Source organism: Pseudonocardia sp. ICBG1293, assembly GCF_020131355.1.
GTDB lineage: Bacteria > Actinomycetota > Actinomycetes > Mycobacteriales > Pseudonocardiaceae > Pseudonocardia.
Genome location: NZ_JAHLEL010000044.1, coordinates 257,791 through 282,775, shown reverse-complemented (window position 1 = coordinate 282,775; position 24,985 = coordinate 257,791). Strand labels below are relative to the sequence as shown.

Sequence of the window (24,985 nt, the reverse complement as noted above, 5' to 3'; positions counted from 1 at the left end):
CCCGGAACTGCGGGCCCGATGCCATGTCCCGCCCGGTGCGGATTCGGGTGCGGGGCGCACGAGCCCTCGTGGCGCGGTGCGGGAGTTCAGGAGGAACCGGGGAGTCGGGAGCAGATCGTCCACCGTGGTCGACCGGCTCCGCCGTCGCCCCGGACGACGAAGGTCGGCCCGGGGTCGGACCGTCGGGCGGCTCGGGTCAACGTCTCGATCAGCTCACCGAGCTGGTCGTCGGCGGAGTCGACCTCGTCGGTGCACCCCAGCAGCAGGATCCGGTCGGAGGTCTCGATCTCCGCACAGAACGACACGTCGGTGACGTCGTCGCAGGTGGGCTCCACGAGGTCGAGGTTGCCCCCACGTCGCACGAACACCCGGACCAGCCGATCAGCCCGGACGACGCCCGCCGGGAGCAGGGTCTCCAGCCATACCGTGTTGTGGGAGTCCACGTGTCCTGTGTCCGATCTGGTGCGTGGATCTCGGATCCGCTGCGTCCGGCCTCGGCCACCATCGCGCCCGAAGCGGTGGACGGAGAGCTGCCCGCCGTGATCACGTTCGTGCCCCGGGGGAAACCCCCACGAAACGCCCGTCGAGGACGCGGCCCGGTGGTCGGCCGGTGCCGGGTCCGGCTGGTGGGGGATCTCCCTGGGCCAGGCGTGCAGAGTCCGTCCGGTGATCGCCGCGCCACGTCGGGTGGGCACCGTGTACTGCATCCGGTTGTCGGGAGGAGATGTCGCATGACGGTGATCGTGGACGGACACATCGCCACGGACGGCACACCGAGGCCGCGCCACCAGCCGTGTCCGGTGGCCACCCGTGTGCTGTGCGCCGATCCGGTGCTGCGCGAGGCGGCCGACGCCTACCTGAACGGGCGGCCCGAAGTGGAGGTGGCGGGCGAGACCGCCGACGTCGTGCTGGTCTTCGCCGACGCGGTCGATCTCGACCTGCGCGCCGAGGTCGAGGCCGTCGTCGCCGAGATCGCGGCCGCCCACGACACCGGGACCGCTCCCCGGCTCGTGCTCGTGGTCGAGGAGATGGAGGAGCGCCACCTCTGGTGGGCGGTCGCGCACGAGCTCTCCGCCGTGCTCGCCCGGAGCTCCGCGAGCTGGGACGAGGTGATCTCGGCCGTGGTGACGGCGCGCGCGGGTGGCGCTGATCTGCCGTCGGCCACCGTCGGCTGGCTGCTCGACGAGATCCGGTCGATGGACACCCGGCTCGCGGCGGTCGGCGTCAACCGGGCGGGTCTGACCACCCGGGAGACCGAGATCCTCCGGCTGTTCGCCGCGGGCCTGGAGACCGCGGACGTCGCCCGTCGGCTGAACTACTCCGAGCGCACCATCAAGTCCGTGGTGCATGCGGTCAAGACCCGCCTGGGTCTGCGCAACCGGGCCCACGCGGTGGCGCACGCGCTGCGGATCGGCGCGATCTGAACCACGGGGCGTCGGACCGGGCCGGGACAGGGTGTCCCGGCCCGAGCAGCTGGTGCGACAGGAGCGGTGGTGATGACGGGAGCTGAGCCGGGTCGGATCGTCGCCGAGACGGTCGGCCGGCACGTGGTGCTCCGGGGTGCGCAGGACCCGGAGCGTGAGCGTGCGTTCCTCCAGCGGCTACCGGCGCCCCTCGGGCGCCGGTTCGTGCTGCTCGGACGGGCGGCGTCGAGGGACACCGAGCCGGACGTGTTGCGCGCGGCGCTGCGCGACGCGATGCGGGACGCCGTGGCCGCCGACCCCACCCTGGGTGAGGTGTGGCTCGGTGTCCCCGGGCTCGCACACCACCGGGAGCTGCTCGCCGACCTCGCCCGCGACGCCGGGGTCGACGTGCTCGGACCGGTGGGAAAGCTGTCGTTCGCGGCGGGGAGTGCTGTCGTCGTGTCCGACGCGGGCGGGGAGCCCGGATGGTGGCGCAGTGCCCGCGGCGCCCCGCCGCGGCCCGACGGGTGGAGGTTCCCGCCACGGCCGTGGGAGAAGTCGGTACCGGACGTCTCCGCGCACCCGCTCACCAGCACCCCGACCATGGCGGGAATCGCGGTCCGCGCCGCGGGTGCGACCCCCGTCGGCGCCCGTGACCTGGCCTTCCACATCGTGGGTGGCCGCCGCGCCGCCCGCGTCGTCGTCGCCGACCCCCCGCCGACGCCGGGCGCGGTCGCGACGGTGCTCTCCCGGTTCCGCGGCGCGCCCCCCACCGTGGTGACCCTGTCCGCCGCCGCTGCGTCGCCGGGCTGGCTCGACGCGTTGTGCGCCGCGGTCGGCGGGCCGGTGCTGATCGCGCCGTGTGCCTCCCTGGTCGCCGCCGACGGCGAGGTGCGCGACGTCGTGCTCGACGAGGCAGGCAGTGAGCTGTTCGACCCGTTCCCCACCGTGCTGCAACTGGACCCGGACGGCACCCAGGAGGTCGTCGTCGCCGCGCCGCCGCCGCCCGGCTGGCGCAGTGCGGGACAGACCGGCTACCTGCCCGGGGAGGGCGACGACAGTGGGATCCGCGTGCACGTGGTGCCAAGCGGCCTGGTCGTCGGGCGCGCTCCGGCTCCGGCGTCGGACCGGACGCGCCGCTTCGACCCGACCGGCTGGACACTCGAACTGGGTGGGCCGGACGACCCGGTGGACGACGCGGTGCGGGCCACGGCGCAGCTCCTCGTGTCCGGGCTCGACCCCGGACGCCGGACGACGATGCGGGTCGTCGAGCACGGTGCCGACCCCGACGCCGACCCCGACCCCGATGCCGTTCCGGGCAGCGATGCCGACCGCACGGCGCCGCGAGCCCCGGACGCATCCGGGCCCGTGGTCCGGCGGCGGGGGATCCCGGAGGGCCGCAGCGCCCGGGCGGCGCGCCTCGGTCTGCGCAGGAGCCGTCCGGACGGCTCCGGGACCACGCTTCCCGGGCGGCGGGCCCCGGCGGGTCCACCGGACGCGGTGCCCCCGGACGGTCCCACCGACGCCGGCACCGCACGGCCGCGCGCGCACGCTCCCGTCGCGGGCGAGGACACCCCCGTTCCCGACGGGAACACACCGGTTCCCGACCGGGGCACCCCGGGCCCCGTCGCCCGACGCGATCGGGCCTCGGCACCCGCGGCGGGTGGGCGTGCCGGTGACGAACCCGGACGACCCGACGGGCGCCCCACGCGTCCCGGTCCGCGCATCACCCCGGCCGCAAGGCAGCGGCCCGACGGCGTCCCCGGGCCCGGCTCGTCCCACGAGGCGGCGGGGGAGAGATCCCGTGCTCAGGGTGGACCGGCGGAGCCACCGGCGTCCGGCTCCGCGGACATCGGGGCGGCGGTCCCGGTCGTCCCGCGGCAGCCCCCCGCCGTGCCCCCGTCGCCGGCCCCGGTCACGACCGGCACCGCGGGCCCCGCACCGGTGTCGGAGAACGTCCCGGCGGTGGCGGACCCCACCTCCCCGGTCGACGCGCCGGACGAGCAACCCGTCGTGCCCGAGCCGCCGGGCGCCCCCGACGAGGACCCGGTCCCGGAGACCGCACTGCAGGTGCCGGACCGGCCCAGCACGACCGCCGAGCGACGCCGCTTCGTGGCGGCCGCCGGTGACGAGTTCACCGAGGCGCTCGCCGCGGTCAACACCGCCATGGCCGCCTGGCCGGCGTTGCGCGGCGGGGCCGGGAACGACGCCGACAACGAGGCGAAGGCCGATCTCGCGGCCGTCTACCTGTACCTCGACGGTGGGGAGGGCACCCGGGCCGCCGAGGTCGACGGCGCGATCCGCCGTGGGCGGGAGGGACGCGTCGGGGGCCAGCTGCCCTGCCTGGTGTCCGGGCTGCGCCGGCTCCCGGTGCACCGGCGCCCGGTACTGCGCCAGTCCGTCGACGACGTCGGGGCCGACCAGGGGGTCACCGGTCGGCTGCTCGGGGAGGCGGCGTTCCTGAGCGCCAGCACCGAGCTCGACGTCACGGTTCCCGATGCCCGCTACGACGTGCTCATCATGCCGGCGACGGCCCGCCGCACCGGCGAGCTGACCGGCGGCGCGACCGTCGCGGAGGCGGTGTTCCCCGCCGGGTCGCGGTACCGCACCCTGGGGTTGCACGAGGCCGAGCCGACCGCCGAGGAGAACGGGATCCCCCGGGTCGCGCTGCTGCTGCGTGAGCTGGGCCCGGACGAGACCGCGAGCACGGCACGCGAGCTCGACGCCCGTGACCAGGCTGCCCTGAGCCGGTTGGAGCGCGCACTCGCCGGACGCCGCCGGGCGACCGCGCGGGTCGTCGACGACCCCGTGGTCGTCGCCCGGCTGACCAGGAGACTGGCCGTGGTCAGCCCGGAGGCGGTGGCGGCCGGGCGGTCGGCCGGTGCACCGGTGCCCGCCGGGTCCGGGGCGCGTTCGGGAGCCGGGTCGTGATCCGCTCGTGGGCACACCGGGCCCGCGCGGCGGCGCTCGTGCTCGCACTCGTCTCCACGCTCACGCTCGGGCTGGCGACGGGGGCGGCCGCTCCGGCACGGGCGCAGGAGGGGTGTCTCCCCCCGCCACCGGCGAACAGCCCCGACGTCCCGTGGCCGCAGCAGCAGCTCCGGCCGGAGCGGGCGTGGGAGCTGACCCGCGGCGCCGGCGTCGTCGTCGCCGTCGTGGACTCCGGTGTGGACGGATCGGTTCCACAGCTGCGGGGCCGGGTGCTGTCCGGTGTGGACGTCACCGGGGGTGGGCCGGCCGACGCGGACTGCGTCGGGCACGGCACGTTCGTCGCGGGGATCGTTGCCGCGACGGTCCGGCCGGACACCGGGTTCGCGGGTGTGGCACCGGAGGCGACGATCCTGCCGATCCGGATCACCCGCACGGCGAACTCCGGTGAGGTCGACGCGCTCGCGCTCGCCGACGGGATCCGCGCGGCCGTGGACCGGGGCGCCCGGGTGATCAACGTGTCGGCGAGCACGACGTCCGCGCCGCCCGCGCTGCGCTCCGCGGTGGAGTACGCCGCGGCCCGCGACGTCGTGCTGGTCGCCTCGGCTGCGAACGGCGCCGAGTCCGGGGACCCGGCGACCTTCCCGGCGAGCCTCCCGTCGGTGCTGGCGGTCGGCGCCGTCGACGCGGGCGGCAAGCATGCACAGTTCTCGCAGGTCGGGCTGCACCTGGCGCTGGCGGCTCCCGGCGTCGACGTGATCGGGCTCGGGCCCGGCGGGCCGGGCCACTGGGAGGGCAGCGGCACCAGCTTCGCCGCCCCGTTCGTGAGCGGCACCGCCGCGTTGATCCGGGCCTACCACCCCGAGCTGTCCGCGGTGCAGGTCGCGGACCGGCTGAAGGCGACCGCGACCGCACCGGCCGCGACGTTGCCGGACCCGGCGCTGGGCTGGGGGGTGGTCGACCCGGCGGCGGCGGTGTCCGCGCTGCTGCCTGCCGAGACCGCCGGTGCGCGCGTCGAGGCGGCGCTGGCTCCGTTCGCCCCGCAGCCGCCGGACCACCTGCCTGCCGTCGTCGCGTCGGTGCTGGCCGTGACGGCGGCGGCGCTGGTCGTCGTGGGCACCGGGGTGGGGGTGCGGTGGGGACGGCAGGGCAGGCGGCGGTCGTGGCGACCGGCCCGGGTGCTGCGCACCGAGCCCTCGCCACCGGCGGTCGGGGTTCCGATCGAGCCCCGGTGAGCGACCTGTGTGCGGGACCGGAGTGCGAGGAACGGGGTGACGCGTCACGTCTCCGGTCCCGACGTCCGGACGTGCACCCATCCCGTGGATCGACCGGATCCACATCGAACAGAACCGTGAGAAAGAGGAGAAGTATGTCGACGACAGCCACGCCACCCGGACCGCCCCCCGGCGCGGTGATGATCCAGCTCATGGGCGGCTTCCAGATCTCCCAGGCGGTCTACGTGATCGGGCAGCTCGGCGTGGCGACCATCCTGGAGCAGGAAGGTCCTACCACCGTGGCCGAGCTGGCCGCCCGCACCGGCTCGCGTCCCGAGCCCCTCGGGCGGCTCATCCGCACACTCGCCCCCGTGGGGGTGTTCACCACCGACGGCGACCTGGTCAGCATCACCCCGGTCGGTGCGACGCTGTCGGAGAAGCACCCCGAGTCGTTGCTGCGCGTCGCCCGCATGCGGATGGAGACCCACTACCTGCCCTTCAGCGAGCTGCTGCACAGCGTCGTCTCCGGCGAGCCCGGTGCCACCAAGTACCTGGGCGAGCCGATGTTCGACTGGATCAGCCGTGACGCCGACCGGTCCGCGCTGTTCAGCGGGGCCATGGCCGACATCACCGCCGGCGTGCGCACCGGCATGTTCGACGGGTACCGGCTCCCGGCGGGGGAGGCCGTCGCCGACATCGGGGGCTCCGACGGCAGCGTGCTCGTCGAGCTGCTCACCCGCGACGGCGACACCCGGCGGCGGGGCATCGTGTTCGATCTCCCGACCACGGTGCCGAACGCCGAGCCGACCGTCGCCGCCGCCGGTCTGCGCGACCGCGTCGAACTCGTCGGGGGCGACTTCTTCCGCGCCGTGCCGACGGCGGATGTCTACATCCTCGGCCACATCTTCCACGACTGGGACGACGAGTCCTGCCGGCGCATCCTCGCCTCGATCACCGCGGCCGCCCCCTCACAGGCCCGGGTGCTGCTCATCGAGGGTGTCGTCCCCGACGGCGACGAGCCGCACCTCAGCAAGGCGGTCGACCTGACCATGCTGGGGATGCTGCCCGGTAGGGAGCGGACCGAGCAGGAGTACCGGGACCTGCTCGCCGGTGCCGGGTTCACCCTCGACCGCGTCGTCGCCACGCCCGGTCCGTACTCGATCCTGGAGGCCACCGCGCCCTGAGCCGGGGTGATCCCGATCCGCGACGCCGAGAACTCGTGCGGGCCGGCCGAGGACCGTGACCAGCGCATTGTCGTGTCGCCCTGGTGAGGGATATCCCTCCGAACTTTCCCGCGTGACGACGGATTGTCGAGTGCGCGGGCCGAGTTCCCTAGTGTTGCGGTAACTAGGTTACTTTACTCACGGGCTGGTTTACGGGATCATGAGCTGTGCCGTTGACTGTGACCGTGGACGTTCCGGCCGCCGACCGCGAGGTGTTGGAGTCCTGGCTGCGTTCCTCGTCGGTTTCGGCGGGACTGGCCCGACGGGGCAGGATCGTGTTGCTGGCCGCGGACGGGGTGGCGGTCAAGGACATCGTCACACTGGTCGGGGCGTCGAAGGCGACGGTGATCGGGTGGAAGAAGCGTTACGCCGCTGAGGGGATCGCCGGGCTGGCCGACCGGCCCAAGGCGGGCCGGCCGCCGGTGATCGACGAGGTCGCGGTCGTGCTCGCCACGCTGGAACCGCCGCCTGAGCGGCTCGGAGTCACGCACTGGTCGTCACGGCTGCTCGGTGCCGAGCTCGGGATCTCCCACGTGTGGATCGGCAAGATTTGGCGGCGGTGGGGGCTGCAGCCGTGGAAGTCCGAGACGTTCAAGTTCTCCACCGATCCCGAGCTCGAAGCCAAGGTCCGCGACATCGTCGGGTTGTATCTGAACCCGCCGGACAAGGCCGTCGTGCTCTGCGTCGACGAGAAATCCCAGGTCCAGGCCCTGGACCGGACAGCGCCGATCCTGCCGATCATGCCCGGTATCCCGGAGAAACGGACGCATGACTACGTCCGTCACGGCACCACCACGCTGTTCGCGGCGTTAGAGGTCGCGACCGGGCGGGTCGAGCAGGCGTGCCTGCCGCGGCATCGCCATCAGGAGTTCCTGCGGTTCCTCAAGCAGGTCGCGAAGGCCTACCCGCGGCGCAAGCTGCACCTGGTGGTGGACAACTACGCGACCCACAAGCACCCCGCAGTGAAGGCCTGGCTGGCCCGCAACCCGCGGATCACCCTGCACTTCACCCCGACCTCGGGATCGTGGCTGAACATGGTCGAGGTCTTTTTCGGGGTCATCACCCGCCAGGCCATTCGCCGTGGCAGCTTCGGCAGCGTCAGAGAACTGATCGGCGCGATCGGCCGGTTCATCGACGGCTGGAACGAACGCTGCCACCCGTTCATCTGGACCAAACCCGCAGACCACCTACTCAACCACTGCCGACCCGGTCAAAGAACATCGTTTACGCGACACTAGGTTCGGGACTACCTGCCGGACACCGGTTGCAAGTCGATGTCCGGTTCGATCCTCGACTCTCGCGAAAGGTGGTCCGCCGTGGCGGAAGTTACCAGTTTCGAACAGGGCGCAATCGACAGTGCGGCGAAGATGCACGACCAGGGTCAGGAGGCGATGCGCTCCGAGCTCAAGCGGGTACAGGGAATCGTCCAGAACACCCTCCAGTCGAGCAACAGCGCGCAGACCAAGGCTCTGTCCGACGTGTACGAGTCCTGGTTCCGCAACGTCGACCAGATGATCGTCAGCCGCTGCAACGACCTCACCAAGAGCATGCGGGTCACGGCTGAGGAGCAGACGGCGTCGGACGAGGCGAACGCCAGCAACATGAACAGTCTCAACAGCTTCCTCAGCTGATCTGAGCTGCGACGACACCGACGACGAGAGGGTTGAGATGGCCGGCAACAACACGGTGTACGACTACGCTGTGATCGAGGCGTGCAACAAGGCGATCGCGGGCGGTGTGGACAACATGCAGCAGACCGCCGACACCATGCGCAAGGACGTGCAGAAGCTCGTCTCCGACACCTGGGGCGGTGACGCCTCGAAGAGCTACGAGGCCACCTCCGCTGAGATCAACAAGGATCTCGAGCGGCGTCAGCAGAATCTGTTCGAGGTCGGTAACAGCCTCAAGAACGGGGCTGTGAACATGCAGGACACCGACGGCGCCGGCGCCAGGCGTTTGCAGGTCTGAACCGGTGAAGTGTCGGGTTCCGGCCCGATGGGACCGGAACCCGATTCACGGCACGACCGACGACCTCCGATGCCACTGCATCGGAGGTCGTTTCCGTGTGGTCACGTGATGACGCGGTCGACCGTGCGCGAGAATCGTGGCGACGACCCCGACGGAGGGCGGACGACGTCGTCCGGAACGGCGACCCCTCTGCCTCGATACCGCGCTGCGCCCAGGTCGGGAGGCCGGACCCACCGGCGACACGGCTCGTCGAGCCGTGTCGCCGGTCGGTGTCCGCAGTCAGTCCCCGCGCTGCAGCGGGGTCTGTACGAGCCGTACCCCGCGCCGCCGGTTGATGAACTGGGCTCGTCCTGCCGGCAGGGTGCGCGGCTTGACCGTTCCGAGGAACGCGCCCTCGTCGCGCGGACACGAGAACAGCACCGCGGGGGTGCCGAGCTCCCACATCCGGCGCATGACCGCGTTCATCATCGAGCGGCTGGCTCCGGAGGTGCTGCGCGCGACGATCAGGTGCAGCCCGATGTCCGCACCCTGTGCGATCAGCGGCAACAGTGGATCGAGCGGCCCACCACTCATGCCGCCGCCCTCGACGAGCTCCAGGTCGTCGATGATGACGTAGAGCCGGCCACCGGTCCACCAGTCACGCAGCGGCAGCCTGCTCGGTGGGATGTCCGGGCCGGGCACCCGGTTCTTGAGCGCCGCCGCTGCGTTGGAGATCGACGTCGCCAGTGCGTCGCTGCCGACGGCGTACTCGATCTGGTTCTCCTGCGGGATCGCGTCGTAGAGCTCGCGGCGGACGTCGCCGAACATGACCTTGGCCTCGCCCGCCGGGTGATGGGCGACGACCGAGCGCGCGATGTGCCGCATCAGACCGGTCTTGCCCGTCTCGGCGTCGCCGAACACCATCAGGTGCGGGCTGGCGTCGAAGTCCAGCCACTGCACCCCGAGCTCGACGTCCTCGATTCCGAGCGGCATCCGCATCTCCGCGGTGGAGCTCGGGGCCGTCGGCGACGGCAGGGCGGACGGCGACAGCTCCATCGGCAGCAGCCGCACGGCCGGTGCGGTCGGTGCGTCGGGGACGGCGAGGCTGTCGGCCAGGTCGGCCGTGGCCTCCGCGAGGTCCGACGTGCCCTGGTCGCCGTCGATCCGGGGCAGTGCGGTGAGGAAGTGCAACCGGTCCGGGGTGATACCGCGTCCGGGGCGCTGCGGCACCGTCGCGGCGAACCGGCCGTTGATCTCCGAGTCCGACGGGTCGCCGAGGCGCAGCTCGTAGCGGGTCCCCAGCACGTCGCGTAGCCAGGGGCGCATCTCCGCCCACCGGCTGGACGCGATCACCAGGTGCACGCCGAAGCTCAGTCCGCGGGCGGCGATCTCGGAGAACCGCTCCTCCAGCACCTCGAAGTCCTGCCGGATGGTGTACCAACCGTCGACGACCAGGAACACGTCCCCGTAGGGGTCCTCGTCGTGGAACCGGCCAGCCGCCCTGGCCCGCCGGTAGGTGGCCATCGAGTCGATGCCGTTCGCGGCGAACAACGCCTCGCGCCGGGCGAGCAGGTTGGTCGTCTCCAGCACGGTGCGGGTCACCCGGTCGCGGTCCAGCCGTCCGCCGACGCTGCCGACGTGCGGCAACGACGACAACGAGGACAACGTGCCGCCGAAGTCCAGGCAGTAGAACTGGACCTCGCGGGCCGAGTGGGTCAGCGCGAGCCCGGCGATCAGGGTGCGGAGCAGGGTGCTCTTGCCGCTCTGCGGGCCGCCGACCACGGCGACGTTGCCGCGTGCCCCGGCCAGGTCGGCGAGCAGCAGGTCGCGGCGCTGCTGGTCCGGCAGGTCGACCAGGCCGACCGGGACCGACAGCGACCCGGTACCCAGCCCACCGACCGGGCGCAGCCCGAGCTCGGGGTGGTCCACCAGCGGCGGCAGTAGCTGGTCCAGGGTCGGGGCGAGCTGCAGTGGCGGCAGCCACACCTGGTGTGCCCGCGGGCCGATGCCCTCCAGGCGCTCGATCAGGACGTCGATCATCGCCTGGGTCTTCTCGGCGATCTCGGGCTCCGGGTCCGGCTCGGGCTCCGGCGCCGGGGGCGGCTCGACGTAGTCGCTGTGGTAGGCGATGACCTGCTGTTCGACCTCGTTACGGGCGGTACGCCGCCGGGCGGGGCGGTAGGGCGCCGAGGAGTAGGCACCCTTGAACCGGACCAGGGTCTGGGTGTCGGGGCGCAGGTAGCCGTTGCCCGGGCTGGACGGCAGCTCGTAGGCGTCCGGCACCCCGATCACGCTGCGCGACTCGCCGGGGGAGAAGGTCCGCAGACCGATCCGGTACGACAGGTGGGTCTCGACCTTGGAGATGCGACCCTCGTCGAGCCGCTGGCTGGCGAGCAGCATGTGCACCCCGAGGCTGCGGCCGAGCCGCCCGATCATCGCGAACACGTCGATGAACTCGGGCTTGGAGGTCAGCATCTCGGAGAACTCGTCGACGACGATGAACAGCGCGGGCATCGGCTCCAGCGGGGTGCCCGCGGCGCGGGCGGCCTCGTAGTCGCGGCGCGAGGCGTAGTTCCCGGCCGCGCGCAGGTGCTCCTGGCGCCGGGTGAGCTCACCGGTCAGCGCGTCCTTCATCCGGTCGACCAGCTCCAGCTCGTCGACCAGGTTCGTGATCACCGCGGAGGTGTGCGGCAGCCGGTCGAAGCCGAGGAAGGCCGCACCTCCCTTGAAGTCGACGAGGACGAAGTTCAGGTCCTCCGACGAGTGCGTGGTGGCCAGGGCGAGCACCAGCGTCCGGAGCAGCTCGCTCTTGCCCGAACCGGTCGCGCCGACACACATCCCGTGCGGGCCCATCCCGTCCTCGGCGGACTCCTTCAAGTCCAGCTCCAGCGGGCCGCCGGCCCCGGCGATCCCGATCGGCACCCGCAGCCGCCGCCGGGCCGAGCGGCGTTCCGCGCGGTAGCGGACCGGGTCGAAGGTCCGCACGTCGCCCACGCCGAGCAGCGCCGCGAGGTCGTAGTCCGACACCAGGGGCTCGTCGCTGCCGGAGGTGGCGGTGCCGATCCGGTAACGCGACATCGTCCTGGCCAGTGCCGCCGCGGACGCCTCACCGAGGTGGTCGGGACGGCACAGTGCCCGGCTGTGCGGCTTGCCGAGCCGGTCGAAGGTCACCGTGCTCGCCTGCTCCGGCCCGATCTCCAGGTACAGCGTGTCGGGACGCGCGGACCAGGACAGGGCTCCGCCGACGTCGACCACGACCGTGTTCCGATACCCCTCGCCGGCCGCACGGTGGTCGTCGGGAACCGTCACACCGTCGAGCACCAGGACGACCATCGGCTCGGTCGCGGTGACCGGGCTGCCCGGCTCGAAACCGGGGCGGCCGGTGAACGCGGTGCCCCCTAGGGCGCGTCTCCTAACCCGGCTGGTCGGGCCTGCGCGATGATCAGTAGGTGTCGCGCCGTGCCGTCCTGACCGATGCCCAGTGGGACCGACTCGAGCCGTTACTGCCCTCGTCGGACGGGATGCCAGGGCGCCCGTTCGCCGATCACCGCAGAGTGATCGAGGGGATCATCTACCGGTTCCGCTGCGGGCTGGCCTGGCGTGATGTCCCGGTCGAGTTCGGGCTGTGGCAGACCCTATGGAAACGCCACCGCCGCTACTGCGGTGACGGCACCTGGGACCAGGTTCTCGCAGCTCTGCTCGCCGATGCCGACTCCGCCGGTCTCGTGGACTGGGCCGTGTCGGTCGACTCGACGATCATCCGCGCTCACCAACACGCCGCGACCCTGCAGCGGGACACAGGGGGCCGGATCGAACTACAAGAATCTGCTGATCGAGCCGCCCGATCACGCGTTGGGCCGCTCCCGCGGAGGGCTCGGCACGAAGATCCACCAGCTCGTTGACGGACACGGCCGCCCGCTGGTCGTACTGGTCGGCCCTGGCCAGGCCGGTGACGCCCCGATGTTCGCGCACCTGATGTCACATCTGAGCGTCGGACGGGTCGGTCCGGGCCGACCGCGGACCCGACCCGAGCGGGTCCGCGCAGATAAGAGGTCATTTCAGAACGAGGTCGACGTGTCTGTTGTAGACGACAAGCGGCTATCTGACCTGCCGTTTGATCTGTCGTCGAGGGGTCAATGGAAACTCGACAAGTCGTTCTGAAACGACCTCTAAGAGCGTCCGGCAGTAGAGGTGGCCGTGTGTCGGTGTTGGTAGAGACACGGACCTGCAAGTGATCATGGGATTGCTGATGTCCTGATGGTCGCCTGGAGGGTCCGTGCCTCTATTGCCAGAATCGCTGATCGACCCCCTCTGGGTCGAGTTCGCTGCCCTGATCGAGGCAGAGCGGCGCCCGGAGTTCGACCCGGCCCATCCGTGGGGATGTCACCGCCGCCGTATCCCCGACCGCCTGGTGTTCGAGCACGTGCTCGCGGCGTTGGTGCACGGCAGCGGCTACGAACGCATTGCCACCCCCGGCTGCTCGGACCGCACGATCCGCCGCCGTCTCGCCCAGTGGGCCGCCGCCGGCGTCGGGGAGCAGGTCCTTCGGGCCGCGCTGGCCGGCTATGACCAGATGATCGGTCTCGACCTCGACGATCTGTCTGCCGACGGAGCGATCACCAAGGCTCCCTGCGGTGGCGAGGTCGCCGGCTGTAACCCGGTCGACCGGGGCAAACAGGGCACCAAACGCTCCGTGGTCTGCGACGGTGCGGGGATCCCGCTGCACCTGATCAGCGCCCGCGCCAATGACCACGACTCGCCGTTGCTGAAACCGACCCTGATCGGGATCTACGACATGATCGGGCCGCTGCCCGAGCGACCGTGCCTGCACCTGGACCGGGGCTATGACTCAGGCAAGACCCGCGATCTGCTCGAACGACTCGGGTTCGACGCACAGATCGCCACCAAGGGCCGGCCCGCCCCGATCCAGGTCGGTAAGCGGTGGCCGGTCGAGCGCACCCATTCCTGGATGAACGGCTACGGCAAGCTGCGCCGGTTCACCGATCGCCGGAAGATCATCGTCGAGTTCTACCTCAACCTCGCCGCCGCGCTCACCGTGATCCGCCGGCTGATCAACCATGCCCGCAGCCGCTACCGCTGGACAACCCGACCCACGACCCGTCGACTCCGATAACCATCAATCGCCGGACGCTCTAAGGCCTACTCCTCACGCGCCATCCGCGCCCACCTGCGCAGACGACGGATCGTCGCGGTCATCCCGGAGCCGGCTGACCAGCAGGGACACCGGAAACGACGCGGCACACGCGGCGGCCGACCACCGGCGTTCGACCGGGTCGACTACCGCGGCCGCAACGTCGTCGAACGCGGGTTCTGCGAGGTCAAGCAGTGGCGCGGCCTCGCGACCCGCTACGACAAGCTCGCGCTGACCTTCCGCGGCGGAGTTGCACTGAAGGCCATCGTCACCTGGTTGCGCACTTTAGGAGACACGCCCTAGCAGGTCCTCCGCGCCGGCGAGGGAGTCCGCGACCATGCGCAGCTCGCCCGCCCCGTCGCGGACCTCGGGATCGAGGTGGTGCGGCAGCCACTTGCACCAGTCCCACCGGTGGCGGCGGTCGGCGGACGCGGCGACGACGATGCGGACGTCGCCGGGCGCGTGCGCGGTCGCGACCTGGGCCAGGAGGGCGCGGACCGCGCCGAGCACGGGGTCCGGGCCGGGGGTCTGCGGTGCGTCCGGTTCGGCCCCGTCCTCCGGTACCCGGGCGCTCACACCACCGGCGTCGGGAGACCGCGCCGGCCTGCCGAGTGCGGACGGGGGGAGCGGGTCGGCCGCGTCGTCATCCGATGTGGACGGCCGTTCGGAGCCGGTGACGAGACCGGCGTCGGCGGAGTCCGAGCCGTCGGAGATCTCGGGTGTCTCCGGCTCGCCGGGGACGTCCTGCGGCGCGTCCTGCAGCTGGATGCGGGCGAAACCGCGCAGGTAGATCGCGATCGGCGCGTTCGGCAGCGTCGAGTAGGCGCGCAGGAAACGGCGCAGCGCGTGCGCGGCCAGCGGCTCCAGGTCCTCGATCGGCTTGGTGTCCGGGGTGACCAGGCGCAGCGCCGAGCGCTGGGCACCGAGCCCGATCCTGGCCTCGCTGAAGTCGTCGTGCGAGGGCCGCCGCTCCCACAGCCGGTAGCCGAGGGCGATCGACCACAGCGATCTCGGGTCCGGGTGGGTCCAGCGGGCGGCGTGCTGCTGGGCGCGCAGTCCCTTGCGGACCCGGCGGCGGAGCTGCCCGAGGTAGCGGATGTAGTCCCGGCGGTGGCCGTGCAGCTTCTGCTTGTGCTCGACGGCCTTGCGCAGGATCTGGGCGAACATCATGCCCACCACCGACAGCACCATTAGGCCGCCGCCGATGTAGGACATGATGCCCGACCCCGGGCGCAGGAACATCATCATCATGGCCAGGCCGCCGAGTCCCATCGGCGCGTACAGCAGCACCGAGCTGAGCCCGCCGCCGGTGTCCTCCGGGATGGCGGGCGGCTCCTGCAGCTCGATGTCCTCCTCGGGGGCCGGCGGCTTCTGCCGCCGCGACCGACGGGCGAACAGCACCGAGCTCACGAGCTCGTCCCGCCGGTACCCGCGGGCCACGGTCGCGGTGCCGGGCAGACGGTTGCGCTCACGCGTCCTCCTTGGTGGGTGAACTTCCCACGATCGCGGCCGCCGGCCGGCCGGGACGACGCCCGGTGCGGATGGCGGACCTACGGTCCGATCGGTTCACGGTCTTCGACCCTGGCAGGAAGGACCTGAACGCGTGGCGGAGGAACAGACCCAGACTCGCACATGGACCTCGGCGCGGCTACACCTCGTTCTCGGTGACCGGTCGATGGACGTGGCGGTGCCCGCCGAGGTGCCGCTGGTCGACCTGCTGCCCGCCGTGCTGCCCCAGTTCGGGGCGGAGACGGTGGAGGCGGGCGCCGAACACGAGGGCTGGGTGGTGCAGCGGCTGGGCGAGCCGCCGTTGGACGAGGAGCTGACGGCGGCCCAGCTCGACCTGCACGACGGCGAGACGCTCTACCTGCGCCCGCGGGACGAGCAGCTCGCCGGTATCGACTACGACGACATCGTCGCCGGTGCGGGGGAGCAGGTCGCCGCGCATCCCGGGGCGTGGACCGCGGGCCGGACCCGGGGGATGCTCCTGACCGCGGCGACCGTGCTGCTCGGTCTCGGGGCACCGTTGCTCTGGCTACCCGGTCCCGCGGCCGGTGTGCTGACCGGACCGGTCGGCGCGCTGGTCGCGGCGGCGCTGCTCGGCGTGGCCGCACTCGTCGCGCGCGGGGCGCGGGACACCGTCGTCGGTACGGTGCTGGTCGGTCTGGCCGTGCTCTACGGCACGACCGCGTCGGTGCTGGTCTGCCTGGCGCTCGCCCCGGACCCGACGCCGACCACGGCGCTCACCGTCGGTGGGGCGGTGACGGTCGCGATCCTCGCCGTGGGGCTCGTGGTCGTCGCGGACTCGGCGCTGCTGTTCGCCGGCGCCCTGACCACGACCCTCATCGCGACGAAGGCCGGTCTGATCGGCACCCTCGCAGGCCTGGGGCTGGTCCGGACGGCGGCGGTCACCATCATCGTGACCTGCATCCTGCAGCTGTTCGTCTCCTCGCTGGCGTTCCGGCTGTCCGGGCTGTCGCTGCCGCTGCTGCCGACCACACCCGAGCAGCTCAGCGAGGACATCGACCCGGTCCCGCAGGAGGTGGTCGTCGAGCGGGGGGCGGTCACCGTCGGCTACACCGCCGCGCTGCACCTGGGGTTCGGCGCTGCGCAGACGCCGCTGCTGATCGTCGTCGCACTGGCCGGAGGCTGGCCGACGGTGCTGGCACTGGTGACGGCGGTACTGCTGATGCTGCGCTCGCGCCATCCCGGTGCGACGCTGCCGCGCTGGGCGATGCTGGTCCCCGCGGCGACCGCGGTGTGCGCCGCCGTGGTCGGGTTCGCCGCGGGCTCCGGCCTCACCGGTCTGCTGCTCGCCACGCTGCTCCCGACGCTCGCGGTGGGGGCCGGGATGCTGTGGCTGGTCGACGTCATGCCCGGGCGGCGGCTCCAGCCCTACTGGGGCCGGGCCGTCGACATCTTCGAGACGCTGACCTCGATCTCGCTGGTGCCGATCCTGCTCGCGGTGCTCGGGGTGTACGCCTACATGCGCGGACTGAGCGGCTGAGCACATGCAGTCACGCAGGGACCAGGTCCAGGCCTATTTCTTCGTCGTCGGGCGGATGATCTCGGCCGTCACGCACGGGCGGCCGGACGCGCTGGTGCAGCCGAACCGGCGCAGCAGCACCGGCGTCGTCATCGGGATGCTGATCGCGGCTCTGATCGCCGGCATCTTCTTCATCTACGGGCTGTTCGTGCCCGGCGGGAACAACAAGTGGCGCACCCCCGGCACGGTGATCGCCGTCGAGGAGACCGGCGCCCGCTACCTCTATCTCGACGGCCAGCTGCGGCCGGTCCTCAACTACGCCTCCGCCCGGCTGGCCGGTGCCACCGCCGGGCCGGTCACCTCGGTGTCGGTGGCCTCGCTCGACGCGCCGACCGGACGACCGATCGGTATCCCGGACGCACCGGACGCGATCCCCACGGCGGCGGACCTGGACGCCGGCCCCTGGTCGGTCTGCACCCTGCCCGCATCCCGCGTCGGTGCGAGCGCACCGCAGCTGACCGTGCTGGTCGGCCGACCGGCCGGGCGGCCGCTCGACGACGCCCACGGCGTGCTGGTCACCAGCCCGGACGGGATGCGACACCTGTTGTGGCGGGGGCAGCGGTTCCGCATCCCCGAGACCGACACCGTGCAGGTGCTCGGCTACGACGCCGTCACCCCGGTGCCGGTGCCCGCCGGGTGGCTCGACACCGTTCCCGCGGGCCGCGACCTCGGCGTTCCCCCGTCCGACGGGGCGGGTACGCCGGGCCCCGTCGTGGGCGGGACGCCGACGCTCGTGGGGCAGGTGCTCACCGTCCGCAACCCGGCGTTGGAGTCCGAGCAGCTCTACCTGCTGCGCACCGACGGGGTCAGCCCGATCTCGACCAGCGTGGCCGCGTTGCTGCTGGCCGACCCCGCGACGGCGGCGGCCTACCCCGGCGGGCCCCCGGAGCCCGTGCCGATCGGGCAGGCCGCGCTCACCGCGATCCCGGCGTCGCCGGGCCCCGATCTGGCCGCGGGCCTGCCGGAACGCCCGCCGGCAGCGGCGGCGCCGTCTGCGGACGCGGTGCCCTGTGCCCGGCACACACCCGGCCCCGACGGCGTGACCACCACGATCGAGCTGCGCGACCGGACCGAGGTGGACACGGGCTCCTCGGTCGTTCCGCGAAAGACAGCGGGCGTCGCCACCGACCGGGTGTCGTTCCCGACCGGCGGCGGGGTGCTGGTGCGGGACCAGGGGGCCGCGGCGGCCGGGACGTTCCTCGTCACCGAGACCGGGACCCGGTTCCCGATCGCCGACGACGCGGCCCTGAAGGGGCTGGGGTACGACGGCGCGCCGATCACGGCGCTGCCCGGGTCACTGCTGGACCTGCTCCCGACGGGGCCGGTGCTGAGTACGACCGCGGCCCGCGCCGACGCGGGTGCCTGAGAACCACCGTCCGAGACCGATCACCTGAGGAGTGAGTCGTGGCCGAGGAGACGAGTTGGACCGACGATCTGTACAAGATCGGCGAGAAGCTGACGACGTTGATGGAAGGCGATATGTCGGTCTTCGCTGATCTGGAGCGTCATTGGCCGGAGGCGGGGAACTTCAAGACGGGCTTGTGGCTGGAGAATGTCATGGACGATCGCCGTAACGCGGTCGTGCAGCAGGGTGAGCGGATGAACATCGCCTTGCAGGAGCTTGGTAAGGGTGTGAAGTCGATTGCCACCGATCTGGAGGAGGTCGACAAGGACAACGCTTCGGAGATCAAGAAGGTTGTCGACAAGGAGCTGGATGACGTGACCGATTCGATCGGGGATCGGTTGAACGAGCATGCGGAGGCGGTGGAGGACGAGGAGCGCAACTTCACCCAGCCCGAGGACGGTCCGTCGGAGACGAATGGCTATGAGTCGGTGAACAAGGCGCCGAGCTATGCGGACTCGTTCGGATCGGACGACTCCGACTCCGACTCCGACTCTGACGACGACGGCGACGGCGACGACGAGGACGACGACGAGGACGACGACCACGACGACGAGGACGAGGGCGCTGACGACCAGGACGGGAGCGGGGGAGGTCGGAAGGACGAGGTCAACCTCTATCCCCACGACACGTGGACCGGCTCCAAGGTGTGAGTAGGGGTGGTATCGCCGTGTCCCACTGGCGGGGGAAACCCCGCAGATCGCACTTCTGCCTCCGGATCGGCGCCGGGAATGCCGTCCGACTCCTAGCCTCGTCCGAGAAGAGGTCCCTGGCTGGGTGAGGGGTGGGCATGAGCATCGGCGGTGGGGTGAACGGTGACGGTTGCGGCACCGGGCCGGGGCTCGCACCGGTGGGGCAGTTCGTGCCGGTGCGGCGTGGTGTTCCCGTCCGCGGCCCGACGCCCACACCCGCCGTGTGAATCCTGCCCAGGTGTGCCGTCGTCCCGGGCGACGGGTCGGCCCGTCGACGCGTCTTGTGAGAGGTAGCAGAAATGGCTGAGCGCGGATCCGTGTATCCGGTCTCGGGGACGCTCGAGTCCAGTCCTCCGGCTTTCGACCGGAGGACGTTCGGCTCGGTCAGCGAGTTCCTCGAGTACTTCGGTCAGATCATCTACGACGGCGGGACCGTCGACTCCGACAAGTACCTGGGTTTCGGCAGCGGCAACGGCGTCACGCAGGGATGGCGCAACTTCAGCGAGGACATGAAATCCGCTCTCGCGCAGCTCGAGACCACGAACAACAAGTTCAGCGACCAGATCAAGGCGATGGAAGATGCGATCGAGGGCGAGTCCTCGGAAGCCTTCCAGGAGCGGGCCAAGGGCATCCTCAAGGAGAGCCAGGAACTCTGGCGGACGGCCACCGACGCCGACATCGCGGGCAAGCTCTGGCACACCGGCGAGTCGATCTCCCATTTCGCCGAGGGCGTCAAGCGGGCCAAGGAGGACACCCAGGCGTGGCTGCACAACGCCCAGGAGACCAGTAACCGCTACCACAAGCACTGGGCCGACCTGGTCGCGGCCTACGGCGGCAACTCGAGCGACTTCCAGGACGTCATCTCCAGCGCCGAGAACTGGAACGAGCAGCTCAAGGACAAGCGCGAGAAGATGCTGCTCAAGTCGCTGCAGATCCTGGCGGACAACCTCACCGACGGATACGTCGAGCGAGGTTCTGCGATCCCTCCGTTCTTCGCCGTCTATACCACGGGTACATCGAACCCGGCACTGCAGAAGCCCGACGTCCCGAGCGACGAGGACCTGGGCGGTAGCGACGACGAGAACGACGGCAAGGGCGACGACGAGGGCCACGGCAAGGGCGACGACGAGGGCGACGGCAAGGGCGACGACAAGGGCGACGACAAGGGCGACGACCGGGACAAGCTCGACGAGCTCAGCGGCGACGCGCGCGACGAGATCAACGATCTGCTGGAGGACGACTCCGGCAGCGGATCCGACGACGAGACGGGCGAGGGCGCCGGTGGCGGTCTGGGCGGAGGCCTGGGCGACGGTCTCGGCGACAGCATCGGCGACTCCGACACCGATGGTCTCGGCGACGGCGACGGCGCCGGCGGTGGCGAGGACGCCGGCGGCGGTACGGGTGGGGGACCGGTGGCGGCCTGGGTGGCGGTCCCGGCTCCGGGCTCGGCGGTGGCGGAGGCGACGACAAAGCCGCTGAGGACAAGGCCGCCCAGGACAAGGCCGCTCAGGACAAGGCCGCCAAGGACAAGGCGCTGCAGGACGCCAAGAACGCGGCGAACGACGCGATCGACGGTCTGGGCGATGCCGCCGGTGGCGGCCTGGACGGAGGTGGCCTCGGTGGCGGTGACGGCGCCGGTGGGGGCCTCGACGGCGGTGACGGCACCGGCGAGGGGCTCGGTGGAGGGTCGGACCCGGCCCGGGACGAGGCGCTCGGAGACGCCAAGGACGCCGTCGGCGACGCGATCGACGATCTGAAGGGCGACGGGTCGGACCCGGCCCGGGACAAGGCGCTCGAGGACGCCAAGAACGCGGCACAGGACGCGATCGGTGACCTGGCCGGAGTCGGCGACGACCCGCTGGGTGGTGCCGGCGGGGCCCCCTCGGTGGCGGTGGCAGTGGCAGTGGCAAGGACACCCCGGGCAAGGACAAGGCGGCGCAGGACAAGGCGGCCAAGGACAAGGCGCTGGAGGATGCCAAGAACGCGGCGAACGACGCCATCGACGGCTTGAAGGGCGGCGGCGAGGGCGGCGGCACCGGCGGCGGCCCCGGCGGCGGATCCGGTGGGGACGAGGAGGACGGATCCGGTGGTGGATCCGGTTCCGACCCCGCACGGGACCAGGCGCTCGAGGACGCGAAGAACGCGGCGAACGACGCCATCGACGACCTCATGGGACAGAACCCGGATGCGGCCTTCGAGCCGGGCGATGCGGGCGACGCCGTCGAGGACGCACTCCCCGGCCCGAGGACTCCGAGGAGCGGACCGACGCACTCGAGCAGGCCCAGGAGGCCATCGACGAGGCGCTCGGCGACCTACCCGAGGACGCCACCCCCGAGGAGGCGCAACAGGCCGTCGACGAGGCGCTGGACAAGATCGACACCGGTGGTGACGCGGAGAAGGACCAGGCCCTCGAGGATGCCCGCAGGGCTGCGGGCGACGCGATCGACTCGCTGGCCGACCCGGACGGTCCGGCCGCGGCTCGCCGAGCCGCGGACGATGCCATTGCCGATCTCGGACGGCCGTCGGACGACCCCGCGCGCACCGAGGCGCTCATGGATGCGCAGGACGCCGTCGCCGACGCGCTCGCCGATCTGCCCGAGGACGCCACCCCGGAGCAGGCCCGGGAGGCGATCGACAAGGCCCTCGACGACGTCGGTGCCGATGAGGACGATCCCGTGCGTCAGCGAGCGCTGGACGACGCCCGGGACGCCGCGCACGACGCGATGACGTCCCTGACCGACCCCACCGGTCCGGAGGCCGCGAGCCGGGCCATCGGTGACTCGCTGGACGCGCTCGGCGGCCCGGACGACGAGCCGGCCCGTCGGGAGGCACTGAACCAGGCGGGTGACGCCGTGCAGGACGCGCTCGGCGGCCTCGGCGACGGTGCGACGGCGCAGGACGCGCAGCAGGCGGCGAAGGACGCCATCGACGGGCTCGCCGCGAAGGGCGACGACCCGGCCCGAGCGCAGGCGCTCGAGGACGCGCGCAACGCCGTCGACGACGCCGTCGGGGGGCTCGGCGGCGGACTGGAGGAGATGCAGAGCCGTGACTTCACGCCCATGACGCCGCAGATCGATCCCCTCCCCGAGGGGGGTGGTGGCCCGGGCGGGGGAGCCGGATCGCACCTCGCCTCACGGATCCCGGCGGTCGGCGGGGACGGGTTCGACAGTGAGTCGATCAGCGCCCCGGGCTCCCACACCCCACTCGGTCAGGGTGGTGGCACGTCGGTGTTCCCGAACGCCGGCAGCATGCTGAACGGCGGCATGCCGGGTGGCGGTATGCCGCCGATGATGCCGCCGATGGGCGGCATGGGTGGGGCCGGCGGTGCCGGCGGGGGCAACCAGGAGCGGGAGCCCACCATCTGGCTCCAGGCCGACGGCGGCGCCTGGGACGACGACGACGACTCGATCGCTCCGAACGTGCTGGGACGCTCGTGACGGCGGCACAGCCCGTGCCCGCGGTGCAGCCTCCCCCGGAGGGCGATGCGGACGGCGTCTACACCGCGCGGTTCGAGGCGTTGTCCCAGCTCGTCCTGTCCATCCCGGCGGACGGCTTCGATCGCCGGGCTGCGGCGGTCTCCGCCGCAGCGGACACGCTCGCGGACGTCTCCGCGCGGATCCGGATGCAGAGCGCCGAACTGGGCGAGAACCTGACGGGCGACGCGGGTGCCTCGGCCGCGCAGCACGGCACCGGTCTGACGGGAGAGGTCGATGCCGTCGCCGCGGCGATCGCCGGGGACGCGGCGTTGCTGCGGCGGGCGGGTGACGGGGTCGCCGGAGCCCAGCAGTCGATGCGGGAGCTCGTCGCCGAGCGGGCGCGCGCCGTCGCGGACGCGGCCGATCCGCAGGCCGCCGCCGCACAGTACGACGAGCGTGCTCGCAGCGTGCTGGAGGGACTCGTCCGCACCTATGTCCAGGTGGGGACCGGGTTCGCCCCGTTCCCCGGTGCGACGGGCGCACCCGCTGCGCCGGGGGCCGGTGACGTCGTGTCGCCGAGCGACGGCACCGGGGCGGGCTCCAGCGGAGCCGACGGGGTCCAGGACGTCGCCCTGCAGGAGAGCCCGGGTACCGTCCCGGCCCTGCCGGTCGCGGCGTTGTCGCTCGCGCCGGTGTCCGGGGTGCACGCCGTGGCGGTCGATCCGGCCGTGACCGGGCGTCCCGGCGGGGTCACCCCACCCATGCCGGCGGGGATGGCTCCGGTGCTCGGCCGCACGGTCGAGCCCGTGGTCACCCCGACGTCGTTCCCGGAGGGGCAGGTACCGGCGGTGCTGGGGGCGATGGCCGGCGGCCCCGGACCGCTACGGGGAGCCATGGCGCAGGATCCACAGGTCCCCGTGCGCGCGGCGATGCAGCCGTCCGCTGGGTCCGATGCGCCGGCCCCGCGGGCGCTCGGCCGGGAGACGGCCGTCCCGCCCGACCCGGCGTCGCCGGAGCGGACGTCCCTCGAGATGCTCCCGCCCGGGTCGGCGTCCCTCGCCGCGCTGACGACGGCCGGTACGCACCTTCCCGCCTCCGGTGCTCCACCTCGCGCGCTCGGCCGTGAGGCGAAGGTCGCGTCGTCGTCGCGGCCGGGCGGCGGGGTCCTCCCGGACAGCCCCGTCGTGGAGACCATGCAGGCGGAGGGTGGCCGGCGGTCCGACACGCCCCGGGACCGGGTCACGACCGCGTCGGCGGTGCCCGAGCCCGTCGTGGCGCCGTTGCCCGCGCCGCCGGTCGGGAACGTGCCGGGTATCCCAGCGACAGCGGTCGCAGCCGAGCCCGCGGTGGCAGGCCGGCCGTCGAATCCGGTCGTGCCCGACCCGGCGATCGCGGCGCGCCGGGCCGATCTCGCGCCGCCCTCGGCGCTGCAGTCGCTCAGCCCGCCGCAGCGCCCCGAGCCCGGGCCCCCCGGTGCCGGCGACGGCGGCGTCCGGTCCCGGCATGCACCCGCCGATGATGCCGATGGGCATGGGCGGGATGGGGGGCATGGGCGGCCCCCCGTCCGACGAGAACCGCACCCGCGAGGTCGTCCTGCAGGAGGAGCCGGGTGCCTGGGACGACGGCAGCGGGGCGGCCCCCGCCGTACTCGGCCGTCGCTGAGACCCCACCGAGAAGAGGAGAGTCACATGGCAGCACGCGACACCGACGGGTTCTTCACCGGGACCGACGATCCGATGGCGGTCTTCGAGGAGGAGCGCCGCAAGCTCGACGACGTCGGCAGGGTGTGGGACGAGGAGTCCACCACCGTCCGCGCCAAGGACAACACCTTCACGATGACCTTCGACGGGCGCGGCGAGATCAGCGAGCTGGCCTTCCACGGAAACCGGTACCGGACCCTCGCCCCGGCCGAGCTGGCGACGCGCATCATCGAGGCGGTGAAGCAGGGCCGGCTGGAGAGCATCGAGAAGATGGCGGAGAAGACCGGGTCGATCCCCGGCCTCGACGTCGTCGGTATCGCGACCGGGAAGGTCGACCCGCGCCAGGCGATCGACGCCCTGATGAAGCCGTTCATGGAGGGGCTGGAAGGCCTGGGCGATCTGGACACCCCGGGGGACACGACGCGTGAGAAGCGCGGCGGCGACCGTGGCTGACCGTTTCGAGATCGACGAGGACGAGGCGATCCGGGCCGGCGAGCGGGCCGGATCCGCGGGTGACCGTCTGCAGAAGGCGCACCGGAACCTCGCCTCGCTGCTGGAGGCTCGGCACGGCTGCTGGGGTACCGACGACGTCGGCAAGGCGTTCGACAACTCGTACTCGAAGTATGCGGACCCGCTGCGCGTCAATACGGAGCCCCTGGGGGAGAACTTCTCCGGCGTCGGTGAGTTCACCGTCAACATGGCGCGCGAGTTCCGCAAGGTCGACGAGGACAACGCGGACCGGATCGACGGTGTGTACGCCGACAACATCGAGGCCTGGACCGAGAAGGACTAGCGCGTACACCGCTGTACCCGCCTGGCCGGGCCCTGCGCACCACTCCGTTGTCGCCACGGTGACCGACCG

Annotated in this window: 21 protein-coding genes; 18 read left to right on the top strand and 3 right to left on the bottom strand. The window is 72.2% G+C overall.

Annotated features, from left to right (window positions below):
* Positions 1-86: 86 nt before the first annotated feature.
* Positions 87-443, bottom strand: coding sequence for a hypothetical protein (locus tag KPF47_RS21025; protein WP_224390453.1), 357 nt, complete (start codon positions 441-443; stop codon positions 87-89).
* Between the two features lie 357 nt (positions 444-800).
* On the opposite strand from KPF47_RS21025, the gene KPF47_RS40305 reads away from it, so the two are divergent.
* The 7 genes from KPF47_RS40305 to KPF47_RS20990 all read left to right on the top strand — a co-directional run bounded on the left by KPF47_RS40305 (position 801) and on the right by KPF47_RS20990 (position 8,736).
* Positions 801-1,424: a LuxR C-terminal-related transcriptional regulator gene (locus KPF47_RS40305; RefSeq protein ID WP_224390452.1), complete on the top strand. Its 624-nt coding sequence runs from the start codon at positions 801-803 to the stop codon at positions 1,422-1,424.
* 72 nt (positions 1,425-1,496) lie between these two features.
* On the top strand, positions 1,497-4,334 hold the full coding sequence (locus KPF47_RS21015; protein ID WP_224390451.1) for a hypothetical protein: 2,838 nt from the start codon (positions 1,497-1,499) through the stop codon (positions 4,332-4,334).
* Complete coding sequence (mycP, locus tag KPF47_RS21010; protein ID WP_224390450.1) at positions 4,331-5,566, top strand: type VII secretion-associated serine protease mycosin; 1,236 nt, start codon at positions 4,331-4,333, stop codon at positions 5,564-5,566. Before KPF47_RS21015 ends, mycP begins: the two co-directional genes overlap by 4 nt.
* A 134-nt stretch (positions 5,567-5,700) precedes the next feature.
* Positions 5,701-6,729, top strand: a complete 1,029-nt coding sequence (locus tag KPF47_RS21005; protein WP_224390448.1) for an acetylserotonin O-methyltransferase — start codon at positions 5,701-5,703, stop codon at positions 6,727-6,729.
* Positions 6,730-6,941: 212 nt separating this feature from the next.
* The gene (locus KPF47_RS21000) at positions 6,942-8,006 is read left to right on the top strand and encodes an IS630 family transposase (protein WP_255658826.1); all 1,065 of its coding nucleotides are present in this window, start codon (positions 6,942-6,944) and stop codon (positions 8,004-8,006) included.
* Between the two features lie 78 nt (positions 8,007-8,084).
* The gene (locus tag KPF47_RS20995) at positions 8,085-8,399 is read left to right on the top strand and encodes a hypothetical protein (RefSeq protein ID WP_224390446.1); all 315 of its coding nucleotides are present in this window, start codon (positions 8,085-8,087) and stop codon (positions 8,397-8,399) included.
* 37 nt (positions 8,400-8,436) lie between these two features.
* On the top strand, positions 8,437-8,736 hold the full coding sequence (locus KPF47_RS20990) for a WXG100 family type VII secretion target (RefSeq protein WP_224390444.1): 300 nt from the start codon (positions 8,437-8,439) through the stop codon (positions 8,734-8,736).
* 279 nt (positions 8,737-9,015) lie between these two features.
* Here the strand turns inward: KPF47_RS20990 and eccCb are convergent, their stop codons facing one another.
* Positions 9,016-12,243: a type VII secretion protein EccCb gene (gene eccCb, locus KPF47_RS20985; protein ID WP_224390914.1), complete on the bottom strand. Its 3,228-nt coding sequence runs from the start codon at positions 12,241-12,243 to the stop codon at positions 9,016-9,018.
* Between eccCb and KPF47_RS20980 the strand changes: the two genes are divergently transcribed.
* The 4 genes from KPF47_RS20980 (at position 12,165) to KPF47_RS20965 (ending at position 14,170) form a co-directional block, all read left to right on the top strand.
* Positions 12,165-12,617 carry an IS5 family transposase gene (locus KPF47_RS20980; protein ID WP_224387966.1) on the top strand — a complete coding sequence of 151 codons (453 nt, stop codon included), beginning with the start codon at positions 12,165-12,167 and terminating at the stop codon, positions 12,615-12,617. The genes eccCb and KPF47_RS20980 overlap by 79 nt on opposite strands.
* Positions 12,568-12,876 (top strand): hypothetical protein, encoded by a 309-nt coding sequence (locus KPF47_RS20975; RefSeq protein WP_224390442.1) that lies wholly within the window; start codon positions 12,568-12,570, stop codon positions 12,874-12,876. Before KPF47_RS20980 ends, KPF47_RS20975 begins: the two co-directional genes overlap by 50 nt.
* Before the next feature lie 115 nt (positions 12,877-12,991).
* Positions 12,992-13,849: an IS5 family transposase gene (locus KPF47_RS20970; protein ID WP_224390441.1), complete on the top strand. Its 858-nt coding sequence runs from the start codon at positions 12,992-12,994 to the stop codon at positions 13,847-13,849.
* 6 nt (positions 13,850-13,855) lie between these two features.
* Entirely contained in the window at positions 13,856-14,170 is a 315-nt protein-coding gene (locus tag KPF47_RS20965) for a transposase (RefSeq protein WP_374108880.1), read from the top strand.
* On the opposite strand, the gene KPF47_RS20960 is transcribed toward KPF47_RS20965, so the two are convergent.
* Positions 14,153-15,277 carry a hypothetical protein gene (locus tag KPF47_RS20960; RefSeq protein ID WP_224390440.1) on the bottom strand — a complete coding sequence of 375 codons (1,125 nt, stop codon included), beginning with the start codon at positions 15,275-15,277 and terminating at the stop codon, positions 14,153-14,155. The two genes, KPF47_RS20965 and KPF47_RS20960, sit on opposite strands and share 18 nt — an antisense overlap.
* Before the next feature lie 193 nt (positions 15,278-15,470).
* On the opposite strand from KPF47_RS20960, the gene eccD reads away from it, so the two are divergent.
* The 7 genes from eccD (at position 15,471) to KPF47_RS20925 (ending at position 24,916) form a co-directional block, all read left to right on the top strand.
* On the top strand, positions 15,471-16,874 hold the full coding sequence (gene eccD / locus KPF47_RS20955) for a type VII secretion integral membrane protein EccD (protein WP_224390439.1): 1,404 nt from the start codon (positions 15,471-15,473) through the stop codon (positions 16,872-16,874).
* 4 nt (positions 16,875-16,878) lie between these two features.
* Positions 16,879-18,279 (top strand): type VII secretion protein EccB, encoded by a 1,401-nt coding sequence (gene eccB, locus KPF47_RS20950; RefSeq protein ID WP_224390438.1) that lies wholly within the window; start codon positions 16,879-16,881, stop codon positions 18,277-18,279.
* A gap of 38 nt (positions 18,280-18,317) precedes the next feature.
* Positions 18,318-18,968 (top strand): hypothetical protein, encoded by a 651-nt coding sequence (locus KPF47_RS20945; RefSeq protein ID WP_224390437.1) that lies wholly within the window; start codon positions 18,318-18,320, stop codon positions 18,966-18,968.
* Positions 18,969-19,306: 338 nt separating this feature from the next.
* Complete coding sequence (locus KPF47_RS20940) at positions 19,307-20,764, top strand: hypothetical protein (protein ID WP_224390436.1); 1,458 nt, start codon at positions 19,307-19,309, stop codon at positions 20,762-20,764.
* 795 nt (positions 20,765-21,559) lie between these two features.
* Positions 21,560-22,444, top strand: a complete 885-nt coding sequence (locus KPF47_RS20935) for a hypothetical protein (protein ID WP_224390435.1) — start codon at positions 21,560-21,562, stop codon at positions 22,442-22,444.
* Positions 22,441-24,576, top strand: a complete 2,136-nt coding sequence (locus KPF47_RS20930) for a hypothetical protein (protein ID WP_224390433.1) — start codon at positions 22,441-22,443, stop codon at positions 24,574-24,576. The genes KPF47_RS20935 and KPF47_RS20930 overlap by 4 nt, the downstream gene beginning before the upstream one ends.
* Positions 24,569-24,916, top strand: a complete 348-nt coding sequence (locus KPF47_RS20925) for a WXG100 family type VII secretion target (RefSeq protein ID WP_224390432.1) — start codon at positions 24,569-24,571, stop codon at positions 24,914-24,916. The genes KPF47_RS20930 and KPF47_RS20925 overlap by 8 nt, the downstream gene beginning before the upstream one ends.
* Positions 24,917-24,985 lie beyond the last annotated feature (69 nt).

Bases quoted from the DNA above. Each gene is read 5' to 3' on its own strand.
- KPF47_RS21015 (WP_224390451.1), top strand. From the start codon at position 1,497: ATGACGGGAGCTGAGCCGGGTCGGATCGTCGCCGAGACGGTCGGCCGG.
- KPF47_RS21005 (WP_224390448.1), top strand. From the start codon at position 5,701: ATGTCGACGACAGCCACGCCACCCGGACCGCCCCCCGGCGCGGTGATG.
- KPF47_RS20990 (WP_224390444.1), top strand. From the start codon at position 8,437: ATGGCCGGCAACAACACGGTGTACGACTACGCTGTGATCGAGGCGTGC.
- eccB (WP_224390438.1), top strand. From the start codon at position 16,879: ATGCAGTCACGCAGGGACCAGGTCCAGGCCTATTTCTTCGTCGTCGGG.
- KPF47_RS20940 (WP_224390436.1), top strand. From the start codon at position 19,307: ATGGCTGAGCGCGGATCCGTGTATCCGGTCTCGGGGACGCTCGAGTCC.
- KPF47_RS20935 (WP_224390435.1), top strand. From the start codon at position 21,560: ATGGATGCGCAGGACGCCGTCGCCGACGCGCTCGCCGATCTGCCCGAG.